The following is a 24,376-nucleotide window of genomic DNA, read 5'->3' as shown; positions in this document are numbered from 1 at the left end:
AAGTTCTCAGGCGAACATCTTGGTCAGCTGAGGCGGCAGCACCCGCATCAACTGCACCAGCGGTGCCCACGGCCACCACGGCACCGCGGCCCGGCCGGGCTCCCGCTCCATGGCGGCGACGAGGGCGTTGACGCCAGATTCGTTGTCCACCATCAACATTGTGCTGTTTGACTTGGCCGTCATCTCCGACTCGATATATCCGGGCTCGATGACCGAAACCTTGATGGGTCCCTTGGCGTATTCGGCGCGCAGCGATTCGCCCAGTGAGCTCACCCCGGCCTTGCTCGCCGCATAGGCCGCCTTGACTCCGGGCACGCCCTTATTGCCGAGTACCGAGGAGATCAGCACCAGGTGGCCCGAACCGGTCTTGTTGAACATCTCCAAGGCGGACTCGATCTGCACCAGGGCTGACACCAGGTTGGTCTCGATGGTGGCCTTGTTGGCCCACAGCTTGCCGGAGCCCAGTTTCGCGCCCTTGCCGATGCCGGCGTTGACGACGATGCGGTCGATGCCGCCCAGCTCGTCGCTGAGTTCAGCGAACACCTTGGGGACGGCCTCGTGGTCGTTGACGTCCAGCGCGGCGACCGCGATCTTAATGTCCGGATATTTCTGCGACAGCTCGGCTTTCAACTCATCGAGCCGGTCGTTGCGACGCGCGCACAGCGCAAGGTCGCGGCCCTTGGCGGCGAAAGCGCGCGCCATCCCGGCGCCCAGGCCGGAGCTGGCACCGGTGATGAGGATCTTCTGGCGAGTCATCGGGGCAGCATATCGACAGGTGTCAAGTTCCCGCCCGGCGACTACTTCAGCAAACGCGACATGCGCCGGTCGGCCAGGATCTTGCCACCCGTCTGACACGTTGGGCAGTATTGAAAAGACTTGTCCGCGAACGACACTTCGCGCACGGTGTCCCCGCATACCGGGCAGGGCAACCCGGTGCGGGCATGCACCCGCAATCCGGAGCGCTTCTCGCCCTTGAGGGTGGCCGCCCCCTGCCCGACGGACCGGCTTACCGCGTCGGTGAGCACCGAGACCATCGCGTCGTGCAGCGTGGCGAGCTGCGCGTCGGACAGCTTGCCGGCGGTGGCGAACGGCGAAATGCGGGCGACGTGCAGGATTTCGTCGCTGTACGCGTTGCCGATCCCGGCGATCACCTTTTGGTCGGTGATGACCGTTTTGATCCGGCCGGTGTTGCCGGCCAACAGATTGCCCAGCGCGTCCACGTCCAGGTCCAGCGCGTCCGGGCCGAGCGCGGCGATCCCGGGAACCTTCGCCGGGTCATCGACCAGCCACACCGCCAGCCGCTTCTGGGTGCCGGCCTCGGTTAGGTCGAAGCCGGGCGCCTCACCGGGCGTGCCCAGGTGCACCCGCAGCGCGATCGGGCCCTTGCCGGGCCGCAGCGGCGCCGCGGCCAGCTTGTCCGACCACCGCAGCCAGCCCGCCCGCGACAGGTGCGCGATCAGGAAGAGGTTGTCCGTCCGCAGCCCGAGGTACTTGGCCCACCGCTCGGCCCCCACCACGGTCTGGCCATGCAGCGCGCTGATCGGCGGATCGAATGTCTTCAACACGGACAGGGCGGCGATGTCGACCCGGCCGATCGTCAGGCCGACGGCATGGCGCCGCAGATGGTCGACCAGCGCTTCGATCTCGGGTAGTTCGGGCACGGTTTCAGTGTGCCGGTCTGAGCAAATAGGTGTCCATGATCCAGCCGTGCCGGGCGCGGGCTTCGGCTCGCAGCGAAACGATGCGGGGTCCCGCCTCGCCTACGGTGCCCGCGATGAGCAGTTCGTCGTCGGTCCCGAGGTAGGCGCCCCACCAGATTCGCGTTTCGGGCGGACAGACCTGGAACGAGCAGTCGGCGTCGAGCATTACGACGGCAGATCCCGGGGCCGGCCCGTCGATGCGAAGTTGCCTTCCCGTCGTGATCAGAACGGGTTCGCCGACCTGGTTGAGCGGGATCCGGTGCCGCGCGGTCAGCGCCTGCACCGCGGTGATGCCCGGGATGACGTCGAACGTGAAGTCGACCCGCGTGGCCACCGCGTCGAGGATGCGCAAAGTGCTGTCGTAAAGCGACGGATCGCCCCACGCCAAAAACCCACCGACGCCATGCAGACCCAGTTCGGCGGAGATGGCGTCGGCCCAGATAGCCGCGCGGGCGGCGTGCCAATCCGCAACCGCGCCCCGGTAGTCGGCATCAGCTGTCCTTGTCGGGTCGGGTAGCTCGACGAAGCGGTAGCCCGGCTCACGAATGAAGCGGCCGCAGATCTCGCGTCGCAGCGCCACCAGGTCGCTCTTCTGCTCGCCCTTGTCCATCGCGAAAAACACCTGTGTGTCGTTGAGCGCCTCGATCGCCTGCATGGTCACGTAGGCGGGATCGCCGGCACCGATGCCGATGACGTGGATGTGCCGGCCCACTACGTCGCCTCCTGATGCTGGTTGCCCGTCAGATTGCCGAATCGCAACCTTCAGCATCTAGCCGGGACCGCAAGTACCCAGTACCATGGGTACCGTCTGAAGTACCCAATGGAGGGACACCAGCGATGACCCGCGCCGAGACGACGCAGAGCGAAGCGATGAGGAGCAGCGGCGCCAAGACCGCCGTGGTGAAGCCAAGTGGGCCGAGTCGTGAAGAGTTCTCGGACCGATTGCTGAAGGGCTCGGTCAAGAAGTCTTACGAGCCCGTCGTCGACATCGATTGGGACGCCCCGCTGGACCCGGACAAGTTCTACCTGCCGCCCCGGCTGGTGTCGCTCTACGGCACGCCGTTGTGGGACGAGATGACCCGCGTGCAACAAATCGAGCTGTCCCGCCAGGAACTGGTCAACACCTTGTCGGCCGGGATCTGGTTCGAGAACATGCTCAACCAATCGTTGCTGCGCACGATCCTGCACGAGGACCCGACCAGCAAGTCGACGCATTACAAGCTGACCGAACTGGGCGACGAGACCCGGCACATGGTCATGTTCGGCAAGGCCATCGAACGCATCGGCGCCAAGCCGGTGCGCCCCAGGCTGTTCCACAGGATGATCATCAATTTCCTGCCGCTGGCGTTTCAGCGCGGCTCGATGCTCTGGGTGGCCGCACTGATCGGTGAGGAGATCTTCGACTCGCTGCAGCGGCAGATGATGGACGATCCGGAGCTGCAGCCAATCATCCAGCGACTCATGCGTATTCACGTCACCGAAGAGGCGCGCCACATTCAGTTCGCGCGGGACGGCGCCCGCAAGCGCGTCGTCGAGATGCCCCGGTTCAACCGCTGGTTCATGGCCAACATCAACGGTCTGGGCGGCTACTTTTTCAACTACCTGTTCAGCAACCCCGTCCCTTACGCGCGAGCGGGTCTCGATCCCAAGCGGGCCCGAGCGGTCGCGCGCACCAGTCCGCATCGGCGCGACGTGCAGGTTGCCGGCTTCGCTCCACTGGCGGCGTTTTTGACCGAGGCCGGCCTGATGGGGTCGATCGCACGCCGCGGCTGGAAGCGCAGCAGGTTTCTGTGACGCAGCCGCGTGACCGCACCGAACACCGCTGTCACATCGCCGTCGTCGGTGCGGGCGCCTGCGGCCGGAGTGCCCAAACCGCATTGCTGGCAGCCGGTTTCACCGACCTGGTAATGCTGGACGCGCCCGGCCGACATGCGCGCTTTGACGACGAATCCGACACCTGGCTGTTGACCGCGGCTGATGGCGGACAAATCCGGGCCGATGTTCTCCTCGCCGCTGACCGTCCGGTCCAGCGACCCTGGCTGCCCCGCTTACCCGGGCGCGATGAGTTCGGCGGAGCGTCGTTTCACGCCGCGGCATGGGATTCCGGATTCGATCCGTCCGGCAAGCACATCGCGGTGGTCGGCACCGACACCGCGGCCGGCCACCGTCTCGCGCCGCTGGCCCAGGCAGGCGCATCCGTCATCGTGTTCGCCCACGCACCGCGTCGCATCGTGACCGACATCCCGCTGTGGTCCACCCGCGCCGCACGCTGGCTGTTCCGCCGCACCCGGCCGCGCTGCCGCCCCCCGATGACGATCGCCCCGTCAGCGATCGAGGCGGTGACCGCGTCGGGCGTGCGGACGGTCGATGGCGTCGACCATCGCGTCGACGCCATCATCTACGGCACCGGCTTCTTCGTCCCTGAGGACTTCGCCGACCAGACCTTGGTCGGCGCGGCCGGCCTGACCATCCGGCAGGCGTGGCACGACGGCATGGAGCCGTTCTACGGAGTGGCCGTTTGCGGGTTTCCCAACTACTTCTTCATCACCGGACCCGATCCGGACGCGCAGGCGCGCTACGTCGCCGAGTGCCTGAAAGCCATGCGACGCACCGCCAGTGGCCGCATCGAGGTGCGTGCCAGCAGCCAGCAGGTGTTCAACGAGCGAGCCCAGTTGCGAGCGGCCGAGCCGCCCCCGGTGGCATCCGCCTTCGATCTCTCGGCCAGCGCGCCCTCCGGTGATGACGCCTACGACGGCGTCGCCACGCTGGAAATCGCGGGCACCCGCCACTCGGTGCGGGTCCGGCTCACCGGTCACCTGGACCCGATCGACGGCCACTACCACTGGCAGGGAACGGTGTTCGCTTCCCCGTCGGAACCCCTGTCCGGCGACATCCTCAAGCAAGCGCGGACCGGCACGCTGACCGTCGGTGAGTCCAGCGCGCCGGCACGCATCGTCGAACAAACACCGTGGGGGACGCACTCGGTCGTCGGAGTGGGCGCTCCCCCCTACGCACCGAGCAACCACTGAGCCGATATGTGCGCCGTCGTGCCGGCTGACGCGCGGCGCGCGCGTCGGGGCTTTTGCGCAGATTAACGCCCTGATTACCCGACATACCGAAAAGTTTGGCGGCACTCACCGTGTGGTAACCCCGAAGAAAGCGCGTGCTGGGCGTTGGACTCCATGGCGTGTTGGGGTGGTGTGGTCGACTTCCTGACGGTGGAGGGCGCAAGGTGCTTTCGTTGCGAGCTTGCGTTGGGGATTTCCCGGGATCCCGATCTCAGCCTGCGGTTTCCTGCGGTATTGAGGCCGCTGGCCCGCGAATTAGACTTTTGCCGCTGAGAGCGGATACTCAAGCAGTCGGCCCGGCAGAATGCGAGGAGCGGGAAATGGAACCGGACGTCAGGACCGAGCTGGGATGAGCCCGGTGGCCGTTGCAATGCGGACGGATGACTCGGTTGCCGTTCTGACCGTCGACGGTGAGCTTGATGCCGCCCACGAGACCCCACTTCGCGAACGGATCCTCAAGGCCACGCTGGACGATGCCGCCGCCGTGATCGTCAACGTCTCCGGGCTCAAGGTGCACACCGAATCGGCATGGTCGGCCTTCCTGGGCGCGTACTGGCAAATCGGCAGCGTCCCCCACATTCCGATCGTGTTGGTCTGCACCAACCGGGCGGCCCGCGAAGCGATCACCAGTAGCGGTGTCAGCCACTTCATGCCCATCTATTCGAGCGAGAAGGCCGCGTTCAAGGCACTCGGCCAGAACAGCCGTCGCCCGATGCGGCGCACCGACGTTCAGCTGCCCGCCGACCTGACCAGCCTGCGCGAGTCACGACGCCTGGTTCGCGAATGGCTCACCACCTGGTCGCAGTCCAAGCTCATTCCGGTGGCGTTGGTGGTGGTCAACGTGTTCGTCGAGAATGTGCTGGAACACACCGCCAGCGTTCCGGCGGTGCGAATCGAAGCGCAAGGCACCACCGCGACCATCGCGGTGTCGGACGCGAGCAACACGCCCGCGGTGCGACTGCCGTCGCCGAACAAGGGCATCGACGTGTCCGGGCTGGCGATCGTCGACGCGTTGTCCCGAGCGTGGGGCAGCACCCCTACCTCGTCCGGCAAGACGGTATGGGCGGTCATCGGCCCCGAGAACCAGCTTTAGTCGGAAACCTGCTCCAGTCGACGACCGAATCATCGTCGCGCCCATCTGCCGGTTGTGCTGAAACTAGAACACGTTCTAATGTCGTGTTAGTGCCCGTTGACGGAAGGTAGATGACGTGCGGTTCAGCTTTGCGGAGTCACTGACCGACCCTTCGTTTTACATCCCGCTGGCCAAGGCGGCCGACCAGGCCGGCTACCACAGCATGACGATCGCCGACAGCATCGCGTACCCCTTCGAGTCCGACTCAAAGTATCCGTACACGCCCGATGGCAACCGCGAGTTCCTCGACGGCAAGGAAATCGTCGAGGCCTTCGTGCTGACGGCGGCGTTGGGCGCGGTGACGACAAACCTGCGGTTCAACTTCTTCGTCCTCAAGCTGCCCGTCCGGCATCCGGCACTGACGGCCAAGCAGGCGAGTTCGCTGGCCGCGCTGACCGGCAACCGGTTGGGGCTCGGCGTCGGCACCAGCCCGTGGCCAGAGGACTACGAGCTGATGGGCATCCCGTTTACCAAGCGCGGCAAGCGGATGGACGAGTGTCTCGAGATCGTGCAAGGCCTCACCACGGGCGAATACTTCGAATTCCACGGCGAGTTCTACGACATCCCCAAGACCAAGATGACCCCGGCCCCCACCCAGCCGATCCCGATCCTGGTCGGCGGCCACGCCGATGCGGCGCTCCGGCGCGCAGCGCGCCTGGACGGCTGGATGCACGGCGGCGGTACCGACCCGGAAGAACTCGACCGACTCATCGCCCGCGTCAAGAAGTATCGCGAGGAAGAGGGCAAGACCGGCCCCTTCGAGATCCATGTGATCTCAATGGACGCCTACACCGTTGACGGCATCAAGCGCCTCGAGGACAAGGGCGTTACTGACGCCATTGTGGGCTTTCGGTACCCCTACATCAAGGGGCCTGATACCGAACCGCTGGAGAAAAAAATCCGCCACCTGGAACGGTATGCCGAGAAAGTGATGTCGAAAATCTAAGCGTTACAGCACATCCCATTTCGGGGCGCGCTTCTCCCGGTGCGCCATGGCGGCCTCGACCGGGTTGTTCGTGAAGCCGCTGAGGATCTGGGTGCGGTTCTCGATCTCGATGGCATGGCGCAGGCTGGGGGCGTCCAATGCGGCGTTGAGGCCAATCTTGGTCTGCCACACGCCGTATGCGTTGTTCTCGGCGATCGAGCGGGCCAGCTTGAGCGCGGCCGGCACCAGCTCATCGGGGGCGACGACCTCATGCACCAGCTTGATGCGATAGGCCTCGGCCGCGTCGATGATGCGACCGGTGAGCATGAGTTCGCGCGCCACCCCGGCGCCGACGATCTTCGGCAGCAGGTAGCTGGTGCCCATGTCCATCGACGAGAAGCCCGCCTTGATGAACACCGAACCGAACCGGGCCTGCTCAGAGGCGACCCGGATATCGCAGACCAACGAGAACGCCAGGCCACCCCCGACAGCGACACCGTTGACAGCGCCGATCACCGGAATGTCCATGTCGTAGATCCGGGTGTACAGGTTGGCCAACCGGACCTGGGAGTCGTAGTTGACCTTGAACGCGGGCGTGGTCGACTTGTTCTGCGTCCACGGCTCCCCGGTGCCGCTCAAATCGGCGCCGGCGCAGAATCCGCGCCCGGCACCGGTCAGGATCGCCACCCGGTACTCACCGTTGTCCAACACGTCCAGGGCCTCGTGGACGCCGTTGATCAACGACCCATCGATGGCGTTGAGGCGCTCCGGCCGGTTCAGGGTGATGCAGGCGATGTTGTCTTCGAGAGCTTCCAGTGTCACTGCAGGCATAGGGGAACCGTAGGCGACATGGCCATTTACCGACGAGGCATACCGTAGTTTTGCCACCACATCGAAGGAGAAGTCATGGCACGAACCGAAGATGACACTTGGGACCTGGCCAACAGCGTGGGCGCCACCGCCACCATGGTGGCCGCGGCCCGGGCGGCGGCGACCAGAAGCCCACAACCGGTGATCACCGATGAGTTCGCCGAACCGCTGGTGCGTGCCGTGGGGCTGGACCTGTTCACCAACTTGGCGACCGGCGAAGTCGATTCCGACGACATCGAAAAGGACGTCGGATTTTCGCGGTTTGTCGACACGTTCGCCGCCCGGGCCCTGTTTTACGACGACTATTTCGCCGCGGCCGGCAAGGCGGGCCTGCGCCAGGTGGTGATCGTGGCATCGGGTCTGGACTCGCGCGCCTACCGGCTGCGGTGGCCGGTCGGGACGACCGTGTACGAGATCGATCAGCCGGAGGTGATCGCATTCAAGACAGCCACACTGGCCGAATTCGGCGCGGCCCCAACCACCGAACTCCGCACCGTGGGAATCGATTTGCGCGAAGACTGGCCGGCGGCCCTGCAGGCGGCGGGATTTGACCCGGCTGAGCGGACGGCGTGGCTCGCCGAGGGCGTGCTGATCGGATTTCTTCCGCCCGAGGCCGAAGTTCGGTTGCTGGACGCCATCATTCCGTTGTCCAGCGAGGGCAGCCGGTTCGCCGCCGATTACGGAGCGGTCGCCGGGACGTCGCCGGAGGCGCTGGAACAATCCAGGCGCATGGCTGAGGGTTGGCGGCGCCAGGGCCTCGATCTGGACATCACCGCGTTGACCTACCCGGGCGAGCACACGGATGTCGCCGCGCATTTGCACAACAACGGGTGGCAGACCACCAAATTCCATCTCGCCGAACTGTTTTCCGCAGCGGGCCTACCGGAATTAGGCGAAGCCGAGCACCAAGTCCCTGCAGACACGATCAGCTTCGTCACGGCGGTGCGGCTCTAGCCACCGCCAGTGGTCACGCGGACCGTTTGGCCAGCCATTCGGCCTGCATCACCAGCAGGGCCATGACCTCCAATTGCGGTGTCTGCGGATCCAGTTCGCGGTATCGCTGATAGACGTTGACGACGACGCGCTCGGCGTCCAGCCATGTCGCGTACTCGCCGAGGTCGATCGTGTCGGCGGCCTCGGCCCACGACAGCCCCTGGCGGTACGCGACGTCGGACTGTTCGGCAACGTGCAAGAGATAACCACGCACCGCACGGATTCCATCCGGATCGGTGATTGGACCATGGCCGGGGACCACTGTCGGGGCGTCCAGCGCGATCATCGCGTCGCACGCCGCGACCCAGTTGGCGATAGGGCCCGCCCACACGATCGGGGTGCAGCCGATGAACAGCAGGTCGCCGCCGAACAGCACCCCCGCGTCGGGCACGTGCACCACCGAGTCGGCGGCGGTGTGCGCGGGGCCCAGATTCAACACGTCGATCCGCCGCCCGCCGACCTCGACGCGCAGGTTGCGCTCGAAGGTCTGGTCGGCGTTGCGCAACGTGATGTTGCTGAAGTCGAAGTGCCCGAAGCGTTCTCGCGTGTACGGGGTAGCCACCGGCCCGAGGTTGGCGGTTTGCGCCATGGCCAGCATCTCGGGCGCCATCCCGTGCTCGATTTCCTCGGCGGTGCCGCGCGCCGCGATGATGCGCACCGACGCGTCCAGCAGCTGGTTGCCGTGGGTGTGGTCGCCGTTGGAGTGGGTGATCACCGCGTCGGTGATGGGAGCCGACCCGGTGATGGTCCGCATCGCGGTGAGCATCTCGTGCGTCAGTGCCAGGTCGAACAGGGTGTCCACCAACAGGGACGCGCGCTCGCCGGCTATCAGCCCGGCGTTGCTCCATCCGTAACCCCCGTCCGGCAGCGTCCATGCCCACACCCGGTCGGCGACCTGATGCAGCCCTCGGGTGTAGGGCACCCGGGCCGATGCCCGGTTGACCCGCTGCGCGGCGGGCGCGGCATCCGGATTGGGTCGCGCGGCCAATGCGTGTGGCGCGCTGCTCGAGCGGACGGTTTGCCGGGTCTCCCCCAGACCCTGGACCTGCAGCGTGACGATGTCGCCGTCGTGCAGCCAGCCGGGAAATGATTCCAGCGCTGTGGGATTGAGGTGCTCGACCAGCGTGCAGGTCGGCACCGTCCCGGAACCGATGACGTCGCCGGGATTGAGAGTGACGCCGCGCGATGCGTAGGAGATGACTTCGCCGAAGGTCCAGTCCATCTGGGCCGTCGACCCCGAACCGATGAGGGTGTCGTTGACCAGGGCGGTGACCTGCAGGTCCAGTTTGGCGTCGCGGCGGTAGGGCTCGAGCTCGTCGGGAGTCACCAGGTAGGGGCCCAGCGTCACCCCGCTGTCTTTGCCCTTGCCCTGTCCGATTCCCAGCTGGCTTTCCATCTGCTGCAGGTCGCGCGCGGACCAGTCGTTGAAGATGGTGTAGCCGATGATCGTCTGTTCGGCCTGCTCAACGGTGAGATCCTTTCCGCCCGTTCCGATCACCGCCGCGATCTCCAATTCGAAGTCCTGCCAAGCGCTTCCGGGTGCCGTCGGCGCGTCGTCGTAGGGGCCTAAAACGGTTGTCGGACAGGCGAAGTAAAACGCGGGAATGCGATACCAGGTGTCGGCGAGCACGCGCCCGGCGCCCAGCGCTGCTTGGCAGTTGCGCATGTGGTCGAGGAAGCACAGGGAATCGCGGATCGACGGCGGACGCGGAATGGGCGCCAGCAATCGCACATCGGCGACAGGCACCGCCGCCGCCGGGGAGCGCTGCGCCTCCTCCCCCGCTTGCCGCAATCCCTCAGAGCCCCGCGAGATCAGATCGAGCAGCGTCGCTCCCGGCGGCATCGCATAGATCGTGTCGCCGGAGAGGACCCCGACGCGCTCGCCGTCATCACTTTGGTAGGTAACCCATTTCACTCGCGTACCACCTCACTCGCTTCCTTGTCCGGCCGCAGTCCCCGCCAACTCGATTGGCGTAGCCGGTTATCCGGGGTCCACTCGCTGTAGCGAACCTCCCCGACCAGAACCGGCTCCACATACGTCACGCCCCGGGCTTCGCTCCGGGGCAGCGTTGGGTGGAACGGGGATTCGTCGGTGTGCAGCGGCGCCAGCGTCTTCTTCAAGTTGGCGAGGTCGCGTTCGGTGAACCCGGTACCGACGCGACCCGCGAAGTGCAGACCGTCGGCGGTGGGGATGCCCATCAGCAGTGAGCCGATGCCGCTGGTGCGTCCGCCTTCCCCGGCCTTCCAGCCGCCGATCACGACCTCCTGGGTGTTCCAGTGCTTGTCCTTGATCCACGACGACGAGCGCCGGCCGGGCTGGTAGGTGGAGTCACGCCGCTTGGCGATCACCCCCTCCCAGCCGCGCTTGCCGGAGTGTTCCAGCGCTTGTGCGCCGTCTCCGGGCAGCAGCTCGGGAACGATGAGATCGGTCCCGGCGCCCAGTGTTTCCAGCACCTTTCGCCGGTCCCGGTAGCTGGCCCGCAGCAGCGAGCGGCCGTCGAGGTACAACACGTCGAACGCCCAGAATTCGACGCGCGAGCCTCGGCCACGGTTCTGCATCTCGTGGAAGTTGGGCACACCCGAAGAGTCCAGGACGACGGCCTCGCCGTCGAGGATCACGTGGTGCTCGTCGAGATCTTCTGCCAGCGAACGCAATTCGGGATATTCGCCAGTGACTTCGCGGCCGCGCCGAGACCGCACCCGGATGGCGCCGTGGTCGACCTCGATCAAAAGCCGGTAGCCATCCCATTTGCCTTCGAACGCCCATTGGCCTGCCTTGAGCGCCGTCACCGAACCGTGGGTGGCCAGCATGGGCGCGATCGTGTCGAACTCGAAGACCTTCTGGTCCTTCATCCGGTGCGCCAGCCACTGGTCCCCGTTGGTCTGAATCAGTGCATAGCGTCCGGAGATCTTGCTGCCGTGCAGATTGACGATGACTTCGTCGGCACGGAACTTCTCGGCCTCGTAGGTTCCGGAGTCCCAGATGATCACCTTCCCCGCGCCGTACTCCCCTTTGGGAATGCTGCCCTCGAATCCGCCGTATTCCAGCGGGTGGTCCTCGGTGTGGACCGCCAGGTGGTTCACCGAGGTGGATTCGGGCAGGTTCTTCGGCACCGCCCACGACACCAGCACACCGTCTCGTTCCAGCCGGAAGTCGTAGTGCAGCCGACGGGCGTGGTGTTCTTGGATGACGAAGCTATTCCCTTGTCCTGTATCGGGTTTCGCTACCGGGACCGGCTCGGGGGTCTTCGACGCGTCGCGCATGCTGCGGTATTTACTCAGGCGATCCGGCACCGGTGCATCCTCGTCCAGCGGTGCCAGCAGATCGCCGTCGCGGGCGACCCGGTCCAGTACTTCGTCGTAACGCAGCTGGCGCAGCGATGGGTCGTCGAGTTCCTCCCAGGTGCGCGGCGCCGCGACCGTGGGTTGTTCACGTCCGCGCATCGAGTACGGCGCGATGGTCGTCTTGGCGCCGTTGTTCTGACTCCAGTCCAGAAAGATCTTTCCGGCCCGCAGGCTCTTGGTCATGGTCGACGTCACCAGTGCGGGCATCGTCTTTTCCAGTTGTTGTGCAACGCGTTTGGCCAATACCGTGGCGCCCTTACTGCTCACCGGCTCCTGCAGCGGCGTGTAGAGGTGCAGGCCCTTGCTGCCGCTGGTGAGCGGATACGTCGTCAGCCCGATTCCGGTGATCAATTCGCGGACGGCGCGCGCCACCTCGGCCAGCTGCGCCATCGTGACGTCTTCGCCCGGATCGAGGTCGAACACCAGGCGAGTCGCCGGGCCGGGTTTCAATTCCTCGGCCCGGCTGCGGGTCCACTCGGCGACGAAGCGCCACTGCGGCACGTGGACCTCCAGCGCGGCCTGCTGGGCGATCCAGGCCAGCCCGTCGACGCTGTCGATGACCGGATACGTCGTCGTTCCGGATCGGTGGGTCACGCTGGCGCGCGGCAGCCAGTCGGGCGCCGACGAGGCCAGTTGTTTTTCGAAGAACGATTCTTCGTCGACGCCGTTGGGCCAGCGCTTGCGCGTCGCCGGACGCCCGGCGATGTGCGGGATCATCACCTCGGCGACGCGCGTGTAGTAGTCGAAGATCTCGCTCTTCGTGGTTCCGGTGGCGGGATACAGGACCTTCTCGGCGTTGGTCAGTTTCACCCGCGGTGCCATGTTGTCAACCTACGCGTTTCGCGCGTGTTAACCGCTGTGACCACCGCTAATTGCGCGACCGTCGATTCATTTTGTGACAAGACCCACGGACGCGTATACCTCCGGACGGTTCGGGGCACAGGAACACGATGTTTGATGTCATCCCCTCCCCCTGGCGTCCAAGAGGCGGCGTCCCACTCAGCGACGCGACACTACGACTGCATTCGCGACGAGTCGACGTTCCGACGTACGACCGGTCGGCCCTCGGTCGAGGAGTCGTCCACATCGGCGCGGGCAACTTCCACCGCGCGCACCAAGCCGTCTACTTCGACGACCTGGCCCGCTCGGGCATCTCAGGACGCTGGGGGGTGACCAGCGTCAGCCTCCATTCCCCCGACGTCAAGCACCTGCTGTCGGCCCAAGACGGGCTGTACACCGTCGTACAGCGCGGCCACGACCGCCAAACCGCCCGCGTGGTCGGCTCGATCGGCTCCGTTCATTACGCGCCGAACGACGGCGCGGCGGTTCGAGCCGCCCTGGCAGATCCGCAAACCCGCATCGTCAGCCTGACCATCACCGACAACGGCTACTTCCTGAATCCGGTCACCGACGAATTCGACGCCGAGCACCCCGACGTGCGCGCTGACCTCGTCGCCTCCGGCAGCTACGCCACCGCGTGGGGATACCTGGCCGAGGCCCTCGACCGGCGTCGCCGCACGGGCATCGCGCCGTTCACCGTGCTCTGCTGCGACAACGTTCCCTGCGACACCCAGCCGGCGAGAAGCGCGCTGGTGTCGTTCGCCGCGTTGAAGGATCCCGGGCTTGCCCGCTGGATCGACACGCACGTCGCGTTCCCGTCGACCATGGTCGACCGCATCACCCCGCAAACCACCAAATCGGAGCGCAAGTTCGTCGAGCAGACGTTCGGCGTCGCCGACAGATGGCCGGTGGTGACCGAGCCGCACAGCCAGTGGGTGATCGAGGATTCGTTCAGCAACGGGCGGCCACCGCTCGACGAGGTCGGTGCCGAATTCGTTGCCGATGTCAGCGACCACAAGTTGATCAAAACCCGTCTTCTCAACGGAACCCATATCGCGCTCGCGTGTCTGGCCATTCTGGCGGGCTACCAGCGCACCGATGAAGCGATGCGGGACCCCGTCATCTTCGATTACGTCGACAAGCTCCTGCGTGACGAGATTCAGCCGCTTTTGCCCGCGGTGCCCGGAATGAACACACCCGAATACCGGGGCACCTTGCTCGAGCGGCTCAGCAATTCACGGATGAGTGACCAGCTGTCGCGGCTGGCCCGACGCGGAACCAGCAAGATCGCGACCTTCGTGCTGCCCTCTCTGCAGGAGGCGATCACGCAGGGTCGGCCGCACACACTGCTGATGGTGGCCGTCGCCGGATGGGCCCGTTACATGCGGGGTCACGACCTCGACGGGCGAACACTCCGCCTGGAAGACTCGCAGGCGATACCAGTGGCTAGGTTGGCCAATATGGCAAGCAGCAATCCTGATCCGCTGCTGAGGCATGAGATGTTCGCCGAGGTGCGCGCGGTTCCCGGTTTTGCCGAGCGCCTAGGCGCCATGATCGCCGACATCGATGACCGCGGTGTGGTGCCCACGCTGCGTGACGCGATGCGCAACGACGAGTGGGAGTTGGTGTCGCGATGAATGGGCTGACTGTTGTGCGCACCTTCGACCCGGCGCCGATCACGACCTTGCTGTGCGACGCCGATGACAACCTGTTCGGGTCCGAGCGGCCGGCGTTCGACGCCTCGACGGAGGTGACCAACCGTTTCCTGGCCAGGTTCGGTGTGACCGCGCCGCTCAGCTGCGAGGAGCTGCGCAAGCGGGCCGTCGGGAAAAACTTCCGTAACACGGCTCTCGACCTGGCGGTGCAGTGCGAAGTGCCGCTCGATGAGACGCTGGTGCAGGGCCGTCCCGCAGCAGTGGTCGCGTCGGCCGGCGACCTCGCGAGCGGCAACGCGTTGTCCGCCGACGAACTCGATCAGTGGGTGCGCGAGGAGCGCGAGCGGGTCACCGCTCATCTGGCCGTCACCCTGACCCCTGATCCGGAGGTGCTGGAGCCGTTGCGAAGCCTCGCGACCCGCTACGCGCTCGCGGCCGTGAGCTCCAGCGCCACCAAGCGTCTGCGTGCCTGCTTCGCCGCCACCGGCCTCGACTCGCTCATATCGGAGGCGGTGACTTTCAGCGCGGAGGATTCGCTTCCGGTGCCGACGAGCAAGCCCGACCCGGCGGTGTACCTGCACTGCGGCCAGGTCCTGCGCGTCGCCCCGGAACAAGGGCTGGCCATCGAAGACTCCGTGGCCGGCGTGACGTCCGCGGTCGCGGCCGGCTACGCCACCATCGGCAACCTGATGTTCGTGCCACCTGACGAACGGGATTGCCGCCGTGCGGAATTGATCGATGCCGGCGCAGTCGCGATCACCGATTCGTGGCGCCCTCTCGCGGATGTGCTGCTGTTATCGGCCATGCCGGCTGGAGGTTCCCGAGCCCGGTGACGATCCGGGCCCTGACCCGGGGAGGAGTTGGCCAATGAAGGCTAACGGAATCAACCTGAACAATGCGGCGCTCGCGACGCTGCCGATCGACGCGCCCAGCTACGACCGCACCAGGGTGACCGTCGGGATCGCGCATATCGGCGCCGGTCATTTCCACCGCGCGCACCAGGCCGCGTACATCAACCTGCTGCTGCAGCGGGGCCTGGCGCACGAGTGGGGCATCTGCGGCGTGGGGGCGATGCCCGCCGACTGGACCATGCGCGACGTCCTTGATGGTCAGGACGGGCTCTACACGCTGATCCTGGAAAATCCCGACGGCAGCCGCGATGCGCAGGTGATCGGCTCGATCATCGATTACCGTTACGCGCCCGATGATCCCGAGTCGGCGCTAGAAGTGCTGGCGGCACCGACCACCCGGATCATTTCGCTGACCATCACCGAGGGCGGTTATCGCGACCCGGACGGGCCCGCGTTCGCGATGATCGTCGAGGCGCTGGACCGGCGTCGCCGGCGCGGGATCGACGCGCCGACAATCGTCTCCTGCGACAACATCGAGAACAACGGTGAGGTCGCCAGGCGGACTGTGCTCGCAAGCGCCGACCGCATGGATCCCGAGTTGGCCGAGTGGGTGGCCGAGCACGCCCGGTTCCCGAGTTCGATGGTCGATCGGATCACTCCGGCAACGACTTTGGAGATGGCCGAGGAGGTGCGGCGCGACTTCGGTGTCAACGACCGGTGGCCGGTGGTGACCGAGCCGTTCACCGCCTGGGTGATCGAAGACGACTTCGCCGATGGCCGGCCACCGCTCGAACAATCGGGCGTGCTGATGGTGGACGATGTGCGCCCGTACGAGCTGATGAAGCTGCGACTGCTCAACGCCGGACATCAGTGCCTGGCCTACTTCGCCCATCTCTGCGGCTTCGAATTCGTTCATGACGCCGCGCGCGATCCGTTGTTCGCCAAGTACTTGCTCTCCTACTTCGACACCGAGGCCATCCCGACGCTCCCGCAGGTACCCGGGATCGACCTGCATGAATATGGACGCACGCTGGTCGAGCGGTTCGCCAACCCGGCCATACGTGACACCGTCGCGCGGCTGTGCGCCTACTCGTCGGACCGGATCCCGAAATGGTTGTTCCCCGTCATCTGCGACAACCTGGCCAGCGACGGGCCGGTTCAACTGGCGGCCGCCGCGGTGGCCAGCTGGGCCCGCTATGCCGAGGGCACCGACGAATGGGGTAAGCCGTACGAGGTGTTGGACCAGCTGGCTGACTCGCTCATTCCGATCGCCCGGTCGCATCACGAAAATCCCACCGCATTCATCGAGGTCACTGCGGTGTTCTGCGATCTGGCCCACCAACCCCGCTTCGTCGAGGCGTACCGCTGGGCGCTGGATTCGTTGCACAGCAAGGGAGCTCGGGCGACACTGGCGGCTTTGGTGCGATGACCCGCGGGCTGGTGATCGGCGAGTCGCTGATCGATATCGTCGACAGCGACGAGCACGTCGGTGGCAGTCCGCTCAATGTCGCTGTCGGACTCGGCCGACTGGGCCGCGAGGTCGACTTCCTGACCTCGATCGCCGACGACTCGTATGGCCGGCGCATCATCGAGTACGTCGAAGCCGCAGGGGTGCAACTCGTTTCGGAAAGCCGGGCAGCGCAGCGTACGGCGACTGCGCGGTCAACCATCGCCGAAGACGGGTCCGCCGATTACGTGTTCGATCTGGACTGGCGACTGTCCGGAACGCCGCCGGTCCCCCCGCCGCTGTTCGTCCATACCGGATCGATTGCCGCCGTGCAGGATCCGGGCTGCCTGGCGGTCGCGGCGCTGATCAATACCTATCGCGTCTCGGCCACAGTCACCTTCGATCCCAACGTACGGGCGTCGCTGATCGCCGACCGGCAACTGGCCGTCGCGCGCATCGCGCATCTCATCGAACGCAGCGACGTCGTGAAGGTCAGCGAGGAAGACCTGCGCTGGATCGACCCCACGCAGCCGCCCGAGCAGATCGCGCAAACGTGGCTGCGGATGGGCCCCGCCATTGTGGCGATGACGATGGCCGACCGGGGCGCGGTGGCATTCTGCGCAGCGGGGGCCGCCCGGGTGCCGACGCGCGCGGTGCGCGTGGTCGACACCGTCGGCGCCGGCGACTCCTTCATGGCCGGACTGCTCGACGCGCTATGGGAGTCGGGAGCGTTGGGCGGCGAGCGGCGCACCGAGTTGCGCGGAATCAGCGTGGACGCGCTGACGAGGGCGCTGGAAGCTGCGAGCCTGTCTGCGGCACTCACCATCGCTCGCGCGGGAGCTGACCTGCCGGATCGGGCTGCGCTGGACGCTGCTTCGCGTCGTTAGCCGAGTGGACCGATAGGTCGAGTCCGGGGTGGAATCCCAGGTCGTAGGCCTGTCGTGCTGTTTTGCCACCGGCCCGACGGGCATACTGACTTGCATGCGCTCCATCTGGAAGGGTTCCATCGCGTTCGGTCTGGTGAACGTCCCGGTCAAGGTGTACAGCGCCACCCAGGACCACGACATCAAGTTCCACCAGGTGCACGCCAAAGACAACGGCCGCATCCGTTACCAGCGCGTATGCGAGGTGGACGGCGAAGCCGTCGAATACCGTGACATCGCGCGGGCCTACGAGTCCGACGACGGTCAGATGGTCATCATCACCGACGACGACATCGCCACCTTGCCCGAGGAACGCAGCCGCGAGATCGAAGTGCTGGAGTTCGTGCCGGCCAGCGAGGTGGACCCGATGCTGTTCGACCGCAGCTACTTCCTGGAGCCCGACTCCAAATCGTCGAAATCCTATGTGCTGCTTGCCAAGACGCTCGCCGAGACCGACCGGATGGCGATCGTTCACTTCACGCTGCGCAACAAGACCCGGCTGGCGGCCTTGCGCGTCAAGGACTTCGGTAAGCGCGACGTGATGGTGATCCACACCTTGTTGTGGCCCGACGAGATCCGCGACCCGGACTTCCCCGTCCTGGACAAGAAAGTCGAGATCAAGCCCGCCGAACTCAAGATGGCCGGTCAGGTGGTGGAGTCGATGGCCGAGGACTTCAATCCCGACCGCTACCACGACACCTACCAGGAGCAGCTACAAGAGCTGGTAGACGCCAAACTCGAAGGCGGAGAAGCGTTTACCACCGAGGAGCAGCCAAAGGAGCTGGACGCGACCGAGGACGTCTCGGACCTGCTCGCCAAGTTGGAGGCCAGCGTGAAGGCGCGTTCCGGTAACGGCAAGGCACCCGCGAAGAAGGCCACGGCGAAGAAGGCCCCCGCGAAGAAGGCCCCCGCGAAGAAGACAGCCGCCAAAAAGGCGGCGTCGAAGTCCTGACCCGGGTCAGCGTCTGCGGCTTGCCAGGAAGCGCGTGAGCGCCGCGACGATGTTGATCACGGCGACCATGATGATCAGGGTCAGCGCCGCACCCCAGATCCGCAGGAAACCGGCGTGTTCGGGGTTGGTGAGCTCGGTGTAGATCAGCAGCGGCAGTGACGCCATGTTGCCGTGGAAGATGTCGAGGTTGATCGATCGGCTGTAGCCGACCAGCACCAGCACCGGCGCGGTTTCACCGATCACCCGCGCAATGGCCAACAGGATCCCGGACACGATGCCGGGCATCGCGATCGGGAAGACGATCCGCACGATGGTCTTCCATTTGGACACACCGAGCGCGTAGCTGGCTTCGCGCAGTTCGTCGGGCACCAGCCGCAGCATCTCCTCGGCGGAGCGCACCACCACCGGCAGCATCAGCAAGACCAGGGCCAGCGACACCGCGAACGAACTCTGCTGGAAGCCCAGGGTGGCGATCCAGAGGCTGAAGATGAACAGCGCCGCCACGATCGAGGGCACGCCGGCGAGCACGTCGACCATGAAGGTCGTCAGCCGCACCAGGCGCCCGGATCCGTATTCCACCAGGAAGACCGCGGTCATCAGGCCCAGCGGCACGGCCAGGGCCGCGGCCACCCCGGCTTGTACCAGCGTGCCGTAGAGCGCGTGGTAGACGCCACCGGCGAACTGCTCCGGCAGGATTCCGTGCAGCGAGTGGGTCCACCACCCCGACCGCGTGACGGCGTACCAGCCTCGTTCGACCACGATCCACAGCACCCAGATCAGCGGCACCAGCGCGATGCAGAACGAAGCGAGGAAGAAAATCGTCGCGGCGTTGTTGGTGATCCGGCGCCGAAAGCTCAGCGGCCTGAACACCTCGACCTTCACCGGCCGGTCCAGCGCTTCAACGGTCACGAGCGCCGCTCCTCATAGCTTCGCTCTGCATCGTCGCCGGCGCGGGTCACGAGCGCCGCTCCTCATAGCGCGTCATCCGTTGACCTTGCCGCCGGCGATCGCGCGGGCGAGCGCGTTGACCACGAACGTCAAGACGAACAGCGCGAATCCCGCCGAGATGTATGCCCCCGTGGGCAGCGGCGCGCTGAACTCGGCGGCCGCCGACGCGATCTTCGAGGCGAACGTGTAGCCGCCGTCGAACAGCGACCAATTACCCGGGTGGGCCGCCGAACGCAAGATGATCAGCACCGCCACGGTCTCGCCCAGCGCGCGGCCCAACCCCAGCATCGAAGCCGCGATCACACCGCTGCGACCGAACGGCAGCACGGTCATCCGCACGACCTCCCATTTGGTGGCGCCAAGCGCTTGCGCAGCCTCCATCTGGATGTGCGGGGTCTGTCGAAACACTTCCCGCGAGACGGACGTGACGATGGGCAGGATCATCACCGACAGCACGACGCCGGCGGTGAAGATGGTGCCGCCACCGGCCAGCGAGACATTGCCCTGCTTGAACAGGAACAGCCAACCCAGGTGGCGGTTGAGGAACGCGGCCACCGGCTCGATCTGGGGTGCGAGCACAAAGATCCCCCACAGCCCGAAGATGATCGACGGCACCGCGGCCAGCAGGTCCACCACCGCGCCGAAGGGCCGCGCCAGCCGCTTCGGCGCGTACTGGGTGAGGAACACGGCGATACCGACCGCGACGGGAACGGCCAGCACCAGCGCGCTGAGCGAACTGAGCACCGTGACCATCAGCAGGTCGCTAATACCGAACGCGAGCTTGTTCGGGTCGCTGGTGCTGAATTTGGCGCTGGTGAAGAAGTTCGCGTGGTTGACACGCAACGATGGGACGGCACGCAGCAACAGGAATACGGCGATCAACACGATGGCGACAACGATCATCGAACCGGCGGCGGCGGCGATCAACTTGAACAGTCGATCAGTCCGCCGCCCCACGTGTTCACTCAGCGCTGTTAATGCCGGCTTCTCCGTGGTCGACGGGCTGACTGCTGTTCCTCGTGTCACGACCACCTCAGGTTAGGTGATGGCGTTGATGGAAGTAGATAACCTCGCTTTGAACGCATCAGGAATTGGGATGTAGCCGTTGTCAGCCAGGCCGTTTTGCCCGGCGCCGATGGTGCTCTGCAGGAACGCCTTGACCGCGGTACCGATCTGGGCGTCGGGATACTTCGAGCAGACGATCTCGTAGGTGGCCAACACGATCGGGTAGGAACCGGCCTGGGTCGGCTTGTAGAACGACAGCGTGTCGAGCACCAAGTCGTTTTCCTGGCCGGCGATCTTGGCCCCGGCAATCGTCTTGCCCACCGAGTCGGCGCTGATCGACACCGCATCCGGGCCGGCCGAGGTGACGACCTTGGCCATGTTCAGTTTCTGTGCCTGAGCAAACGACCATTCGTTGTAGGTGATGGATCCTTCGGTGGCCTTGATTGCCGCGGAGGTGCCGTCGTTGCCCTTGGCTCCCTCGCCGACACCGCCCTTGAACGTCTTGCCGGCACCTTTGCCCCACGCGCCATCGGCGGCGGCATCGAGGTACTTCTGGAAGTTGTCGGTGGTGCCGGATTCGTCGTTACGAAATACGACGTGGATCGGCTCGGCGGGCAGCGCCACACCCGGGTTGAGCGCCTGGATGGCGGGATCATTCCACGTCGTGATCGCGCCATTGAAGATTTTGGCGGCCGTGGCGCCATCCACGCTCAGTGAATTCACGCCCGTGACGTTGTAAGTGATGGCGATCGGGCCGAAAACAACCGGCAGATTCAACGCCGGCGAACCGCAACGTTGTTGGGCCGCGGCGTATTCGTTCGGCGCCAGCGGCGAATCCGAACCCCCGAAATCGGTTTGTTTGCCGTTGAATTCGCTGATTCCCGCACCCGAACCGTTGGCGGTGTAGTTCAGCGTCTGCCCGGGGCAAGCATGCTCGAAGGCGTTGACGAACCGGGTCATCGCGTTGGCCTGAGCCGTCGAACCGCTTGCCTTGAGGGTTTTCGCCCCGCCGCAGCTCACCTTGCCCGACAGGGAACCGCTACTTGCGCTCGCGCCGGTCCCGTTGTTGTCGCTTCCGCATCCGGACAGCGCCAGCGCTCCGGCGCTCAGGACACCCAGCACGGCGCCAAATCGGTTGAGTTTCAATTCGCTTCCTTACGGTAGGGATGAAACAGGATCGCCGCCGGTCAGCACCGCTGCGCCCCGACCGGCCCGTCTCGCAGCCACGAAGCTAACAGTAACAAGGTTAACTGTCAGCAAACTGTTCGACGATCGCGCCTTAACGCGATGGCGACCGGCGGCGACATGGACGAAATCCGAACTGGACTTTGTTTCGGCGCCCTCCGACAGCAAAGAAAGTTGCTTAGATCAGTTCGCAACGCGGGCCGCGAACCCGCGCTCACATTCCCCCGCAACTGACCTGGCCCGAGGGGTTGCCCGCTTCCCCACGCTCGGGTGTCGCCATCCCCGCATCCCGACAAAACCACGCGCCGGCCGTAAGAACACTCAAAGCGACCCCAAATCGGTTGCGCCTCAAGTTACTTCCTCACGGTGAAGACCAAACATGATCGCCGCCGTTCAGCTAACGGCACCAAGGTTAACGGCGGGTGAATGAGGTCGCGGTGCAGGCGAGGGCCGGTACCGCGGCCTCGGGCGCATGCATGCCTCCTCGGCGGGCCGTATCACCACGCCCGTACGGAAAAGTAGAACGTGTTCCAGAAATGTCCAATCCAAGACGGCGCGGCTTGCTACCGTGTCGGCTGACACCGAAACGAAGAGAGGCCGCCAATGATCCTCGACAGGTTCCGTCTCGACGACAAAGTCGCCGTCATCACCGGTGCAGGCCGCGGCCTCGGGGCGGCCATCGCGCTGGCCTTCGCCGAGGCGGGTGCGGATGTTCTCATCGCCTCACGCACGGAATCCCAACTAGAAGCCGTCGCCGAACAGGTCCGCGCCGTCGGACGGCGGGCCCAAGTCGTGGCCGCCGACCTGGCGCATCCCGACTCCACCGCGGAGCTGGCCGGCAAGGCCGTCGAGGCATTCGGAAAACTAGACATCGTCGTCAACAACGTCGGCGGGACCATGCCCAACACGCTGCTGACCACCTCGACGAAGGATCTCAAAGACGCCTTCACGTTCAACGTCGCCACGGCCCACGCGCTGACGCTGGCCGCTGTCCCGTTGATGCTGGAGCACTCCGACGGCGGCAGCATCATCAACATCACCTCGACCATGGGTCGGCTGGCCGGGCGCGGTTTCGCCGCTTACGGCACTGCTAAGGCCGCGCTGTCGCACTACACCCGGCTGACCGCCCTGGACCTGTGCCCGCGCGTTCGTGTCAACGCGATAGCGCCGGGATCGATCCTGACCTCCGCCCTGGACGTCGTCGCCTCCAACGACGAGCTGCGTGCGCCGATGGAGAAGGCCACACCGATGCGCCGACTCGGCGATCCCGTCGACATTGCGGCTGCCGCAGTTTATTTGGCGTCCCCTGCCGGAAGCTTCCTGACCGGCAAGACGCTTGAGGTGGACGGTGGTCTCACATTCCCCAACCTCGACATCCCCGTCCCGGACCTGTGACCCCGACCGCCAAGGAGCCAGTCATGCCCATTCCCGTCGTCCAATTGGGCACCGGCAACGTCGGTATCCACGCTCTGCGGGCGCTCATCACCAATCCCGAGTTCGAACTGAAAGGCGTCTGGGTGTCCTCGGACGCCAAGGCAGGTAAGGACGCGGCAGAGCTTGCGGGACTTACGGAATCGACCGGCGTGCTCGCCAGCACCGACCTGGGTGCCGTGCTCGCCACCGGGCCGCAATGCGCCGTGTACAACGCGCTGGCCGACAACCGGTTGCCCGAGGCGCTCGAGGATTACCGGCGCGTCTTGGCGGCGGGAATCAACATCGTCGGCAGCGGCCCGGTCTTCTTGCAGTATCCGTGGCAGGTCATCCCCGAGGAACTCATCAAGCCTTTGGAAGATGCAGCGCGCGAAGGAAATTCGAGCCTCTTCGTCAACGGTATCGATCCCGGCTTCGCCAACGACCTGTTGCCACTCGCGCTGGCGGGTACCTGCCAGAGCATTCAGCAGATTCGATGCATGGAGATCGTCGACTACGCCACGTACGACAGCGCCGCGGTCATGTTCGACGTGATGGGCTTCGGCAAGCCGCTGGACGAGCTTCCGATGCTGCTGCAGCCCGGCGTGCTCAGCCTGGCGTGGGGGTCGGTGATCCGCCAAATGGCTGCGGGCCTGGGTATTTCGCTCGACGAGGTCACCCAGGACTACGTCCGCGTACCCGCTCCCGAGGACTTCGACATCGCCGCGGGTCATATCGCCAAGGGCACCGCCGCGGCGCTGCGCTTCGAGGTGTTCGGCATGGTCAACGGCGACCCGGTCGTCGTCCTCGAACACGTCACCCGGCTGCGCGAGGACCTGTGCCCCGAGTGGCCGCAGCCCGCCCAAGAGGGTGGTTCCTACCGCATCGAGATCACCGGCGAACCGTCGTACGTCATGGATGTCTGCCTGAGCAGCCGCAAGGGCGATCACAACCACGCCGGCCTGGTGGCCACCGCGATGCGCGTCGTCAACGCGATTCCCGCGGTGGTGGCCGCCCAGCCGGGCATCGTGACGACCCTGGACCTGCCGCTGGTCACCGGGAAGGGGCTTTACCTCCGCGGCTGAGGCTCGAGGGGAAATGCTGGAGCCGCTGACGCCCGCGCCGAG

Annotated in this window: 21 protein-coding genes and 1 pseudogene; 12 read left to right on the top strand and 10 right to left on the bottom strand. The window is 65.6% G+C overall.

Annotated features, from left to right (window positions below; all coding sequences use genetic code 11):
* Positions 1-6: 6 nt before the first annotated feature.
* From VFW69_RS22345 to cobF, 4 genes and pseudogenes are all read right to left on the bottom strand, one after another.
* Complete coding sequence (locus VFW69_RS22345; protein WP_526504692.1) at positions 7-756, bottom strand: SDR family oxidoreductase; 750 nt, start codon at positions 754-756, stop codon at positions 7-9.
* Positions 757-797: 41 nt separating this feature from the next.
* Positions 798-1,256: a zinc finger domain-containing protein gene (locus tag VFW69_RS22340; RefSeq protein ID WP_526504780.1), complete on the bottom strand. Its 459-nt coding sequence runs from the start codon at positions 1,254-1,256 to the stop codon at positions 798-800.
* A 162-nt stretch (positions 1,257-1,418) separates the two neighbouring features.
* Positions 1,419-1,661, bottom strand: a pseudogene (locus VFW69_RS22335) (DNA-formamidopyrimidine glycosylase family protein); the annotation flags it as partial.
* 4 nt (positions 1,662-1,665) lie between these two features.
* Complete coding sequence (gene cobF / locus VFW69_RS22330; protein WP_526504690.1) at positions 1,666-2,412, bottom strand: precorrin-6A synthase (deacetylating); 747 nt, start codon at positions 2,410-2,412, stop codon at positions 1,666-1,668.
* Between the two features lie 125 nt (positions 2,413-2,537).
* On the opposite strand from cobF, the gene VFW69_RS22325 reads away from it, so the two are divergent.
* The 4 genes from VFW69_RS22325 (at position 2,538) to VFW69_RS22310 (ending at position 6,846) form a co-directional block, all read left to right on the top strand.
* Positions 2,538-3,494, top strand: coding sequence for a diiron oxygenase (locus VFW69_RS22325; protein WP_526504688.1), 957 nt, complete (start codon positions 2,538-2,540; stop codon positions 3,492-3,494).
* Positions 3,491-4,729: a DUF4873 domain-containing protein gene (locus tag VFW69_RS22320; RefSeq protein ID WP_526504686.1), complete on the top strand. Its 1,239-nt coding sequence runs from the start codon at positions 3,491-3,493 to the stop codon at positions 4,727-4,729. Before VFW69_RS22325 ends, VFW69_RS22320 begins: the two co-directional genes overlap by 4 nt.
* 409 nt (positions 4,730-5,138) lie before the next feature.
* On the top strand, positions 5,139-5,861 hold the full coding sequence (locus tag VFW69_RS22315) for an STAS domain-containing protein (RefSeq protein ID WP_526504684.1): 723 nt from the start codon (positions 5,139-5,141) through the stop codon (positions 5,859-5,861).
* A gap of 115 nt (positions 5,862-5,976) precedes the next feature.
* Complete coding sequence (locus VFW69_RS22310) at positions 5,977-6,846, top strand: TIGR03619 family F420-dependent LLM class oxidoreductase (RefSeq protein ID WP_526504682.1); 870 nt, start codon at positions 5,977-5,979, stop codon at positions 6,844-6,846.
* A 3-nt stretch (positions 6,847-6,849) separates the two neighbouring features.
* Here the strand turns inward: VFW69_RS22310 and VFW69_RS22305 are convergent, their stop codons facing one another.
* Complete coding sequence (locus VFW69_RS22305; RefSeq protein ID WP_526504680.1) at positions 6,850-7,656, bottom strand: enoyl-CoA hydratase/isomerase family protein; 807 nt, start codon at positions 7,654-7,656, stop codon at positions 6,850-6,852.
* A 75-nt stretch (positions 7,657-7,731) separates the two neighbouring features.
* Here VFW69_RS22305 and VFW69_RS22300 point away from each other — a divergent pair, with 75 nt between their 5' ends.
* On the top strand, positions 7,732-8,649 hold the full coding sequence (locus VFW69_RS22300) for an SAM-dependent methyltransferase (protein ID WP_526504678.1): 918 nt from the start codon (positions 7,732-7,734) through the stop codon (positions 8,647-8,649).
* Between the two features lie 13 nt (positions 8,650-8,662).
* Here the strand turns inward: VFW69_RS22300 and VFW69_RS22295 are convergent, their stop codons facing one another.
* A complete protein-coding gene (locus tag VFW69_RS22295; protein WP_526504676.1) occupies positions 8,663-10,603 on the bottom strand; it encodes a fumarylacetoacetate hydrolase family protein in 1,941 nt (646 codons plus the stop codon).
* Positions 10,600-12,855, bottom strand: a complete 2,256-nt coding sequence (locus VFW69_RS22290; RefSeq protein WP_526504674.1) for an ATP-dependent DNA ligase — start codon at positions 12,853-12,855, stop codon at positions 10,600-10,602. Before VFW69_RS22290 ends, VFW69_RS22295 begins: the two co-directional genes overlap by 4 nt.
* Before the next feature lie 128 nt (positions 12,856-12,983).
* Between VFW69_RS22290 and VFW69_RS22285 the strand changes: the two genes are divergently transcribed.
* The 5 genes from VFW69_RS22285 to ku all read left to right on the top strand — a co-directional run bounded on the left by VFW69_RS22285 (position 12,984) and on the right by ku (position 18,701).
* Positions 12,984-14,510, top strand: a complete 1,527-nt coding sequence (locus tag VFW69_RS22285; RefSeq protein ID WP_526504672.1) for a mannitol dehydrogenase family protein — start codon at positions 12,984-12,986, stop codon at positions 14,508-14,510.
* A complete protein-coding gene (locus VFW69_RS22280; RefSeq protein WP_526504669.1) occupies positions 14,507-15,361 on the top strand; it encodes an HAD family hydrolase in 855 nt (284 codons plus the stop codon). Before VFW69_RS22285 ends, VFW69_RS22280 begins: the two co-directional genes overlap by 4 nt.
* 34 nt (positions 15,362-15,395) lie before the next feature.
* Positions 15,396-16,808, top strand: coding sequence for a mannitol dehydrogenase family protein (locus VFW69_RS22275; protein ID WP_526504667.1), 1,413 nt, complete (start codon positions 15,396-15,398; stop codon positions 16,806-16,808).
* Positions 16,805-17,713, top strand: a complete 909-nt coding sequence (locus tag VFW69_RS22270; RefSeq protein WP_526504665.1) for a carbohydrate kinase family protein — start codon at positions 16,805-16,807, stop codon at positions 17,711-17,713. Before VFW69_RS22275 ends, VFW69_RS22270 begins: the two co-directional genes overlap by 4 nt.
* Before the next feature lie 94 nt (positions 17,714-17,807).
* On the top strand, positions 17,808-18,701 hold the full coding sequence (ku, locus tag VFW69_RS22265; protein WP_526504663.1) for a non-homologous end joining protein Ku: 894 nt from the start codon (positions 17,808-17,810) through the stop codon (positions 18,699-18,701).
* Positions 18,702-18,707: 6 nt separating this feature from the next.
* Here the strand turns inward: ku and pstA are convergent, their stop codons facing one another.
* From pstA to pstS, 3 genes are all read right to left on the bottom strand, one after another.
* Positions 18,708-19,610 carry a phosphate ABC transporter permease PstA gene (gene pstA / locus VFW69_RS22260; protein WP_526504661.1) on the bottom strand — a complete coding sequence of 301 codons (903 nt, stop codon included), beginning with the start codon at positions 19,608-19,610 and terminating at the stop codon, positions 18,708-18,710.
* A gap of 72 nt (positions 19,611-19,682) precedes the next feature.
* The gene (gene pstC, locus VFW69_RS22255; protein ID WP_526504659.1) at positions 19,683-20,681 is read right to left on the bottom strand and encodes a phosphate ABC transporter permease subunit PstC; all 999 of its coding nucleotides are present in this window, start codon (positions 20,679-20,681) and stop codon (positions 19,683-19,685) included.
* A 6-nt stretch (positions 20,682-20,687) separates the two neighbouring features.
* Entirely contained in the window at positions 20,688-21,800 is a 1,113-nt protein-coding gene (gene pstS / locus VFW69_RS22250; protein ID WP_526504657.1) for a phosphate ABC transporter substrate-binding protein PstS, read from the bottom strand.
* 642 nt (positions 21,801-22,442) lie between these two features.
* Here pstS and VFW69_RS22245 point away from each other — a divergent pair.
* Positions 22,443-23,234: an SDR family oxidoreductase gene (locus tag VFW69_RS22245; protein ID WP_526504655.1), complete on the top strand. Its 792-nt coding sequence runs from the start codon at positions 22,443-22,445 to the stop codon at positions 23,232-23,234.
* Between the two features lie 23 nt (positions 23,235-23,257).
* Complete coding sequence (locus tag VFW69_RS22240; protein WP_526504653.1) at positions 23,258-24,334, top strand: NAD(P)H-dependent amine dehydrogenase family protein; 1,077 nt, start codon at positions 23,258-23,260, stop codon at positions 24,332-24,334.
* Positions 24,335-24,376 lie beyond the last annotated feature (42 nt).

The organism is Mycobacterium sp., from assembly GCF_036273375.1.
Lineage (GTDB): Bacteria > Actinomycetota > Actinomycetes > Mycobacteriales > Mycobacteriaceae > Mycobacterium.
This window is presented reverse-complemented; position numbering and strand designations above follow the sequence as displayed.

What these genes read in the sequence shown, in the direction of transcription:
- VFW69_RS22300 (WP_526504678.1), top strand. Translation starts at nt 7,732, where the DNA reads ATGGCACGAACCGAAGATGACACTTGGGACCTGGCCAACAGCGTGGGC.
- VFW69_RS22270 (WP_526504665.1), top strand. Translation starts at nt 16,805, where the DNA reads ATGACCCGCGGGCTGGTGATCGGCGAGTCGCTGATCGATATCGTCGAC.
- ku (WP_526504663.1), top strand. Translation starts at nt 17,808, where the DNA reads ATGCGCTCCATCTGGAAGGGTTCCATCGCGTTCGGTCTGGTGAACGTC.
- VFW69_RS22315 (WP_526504684.1), top strand. Translation starts at nt 5,139, where the DNA reads ATGCGGACGGATGACTCGGTTGCCGTTCTGACCGTCGACGGTGAGCTT.
- VFW69_RS22245 (WP_526504655.1), top strand. Translation starts at nt 22,443, where the DNA reads ATGATCCTCGACAGGTTCCGTCTCGACGACAAAGTCGCCGTCATCACC.
- VFW69_RS22325 (WP_526504688.1), top strand. Translation starts at nt 2,538, where the DNA reads ATGACCCGCGCCGAGACGACGCAGAGCGAAGCGATGAGGAGCAGCGGC.
- VFW69_RS22290 (WP_526504674.1), bottom strand. Translation starts at nt 12,855, where the DNA reads ATGGCACCGCGGGTGAAACTGACCAACGCCGAGAAGGTCCTGTATCCC.
- VFW69_RS22345 (WP_526504692.1), bottom strand. Translation starts at nt 756, where the DNA reads ATGACTCGCCAGAAGATCCTCATCACCGGTGCCAGCTCCGGCCTGGGC.
- VFW69_RS22305 (WP_526504680.1), bottom strand. Translation starts at nt 7,656, where the DNA reads ATGCCTGCAGTGACACTGGAAGCTCTCGAAGACAACATCGCCTGCATC.
- VFW69_RS22285 (WP_526504672.1), top strand. Translation starts at nt 12,984, where the DNA reads ATGTTTGATGTCATCCCCTCCCCCTGGCGTCCAAGAGGCGGCGTCCCA.
- VFW69_RS22275 (WP_526504667.1), top strand. Translation starts at nt 15,396, where the DNA reads ATGAAGGCTAACGGAATCAACCTGAACAATGCGGCGCTCGCGACGCTG.
- VFW69_RS22240 (WP_526504653.1), top strand. Translation starts at nt 23,258, where the DNA reads ATGCCCATTCCCGTCGTCCAATTGGGCACCGGCAACGTCGGTATCCAC.
- VFW69_RS22280 (WP_526504669.1), top strand. Translation starts at nt 14,507, where the DNA reads ATGAATGGGCTGACTGTTGTGCGCACCTTCGACCCGGCGCCGATCACG.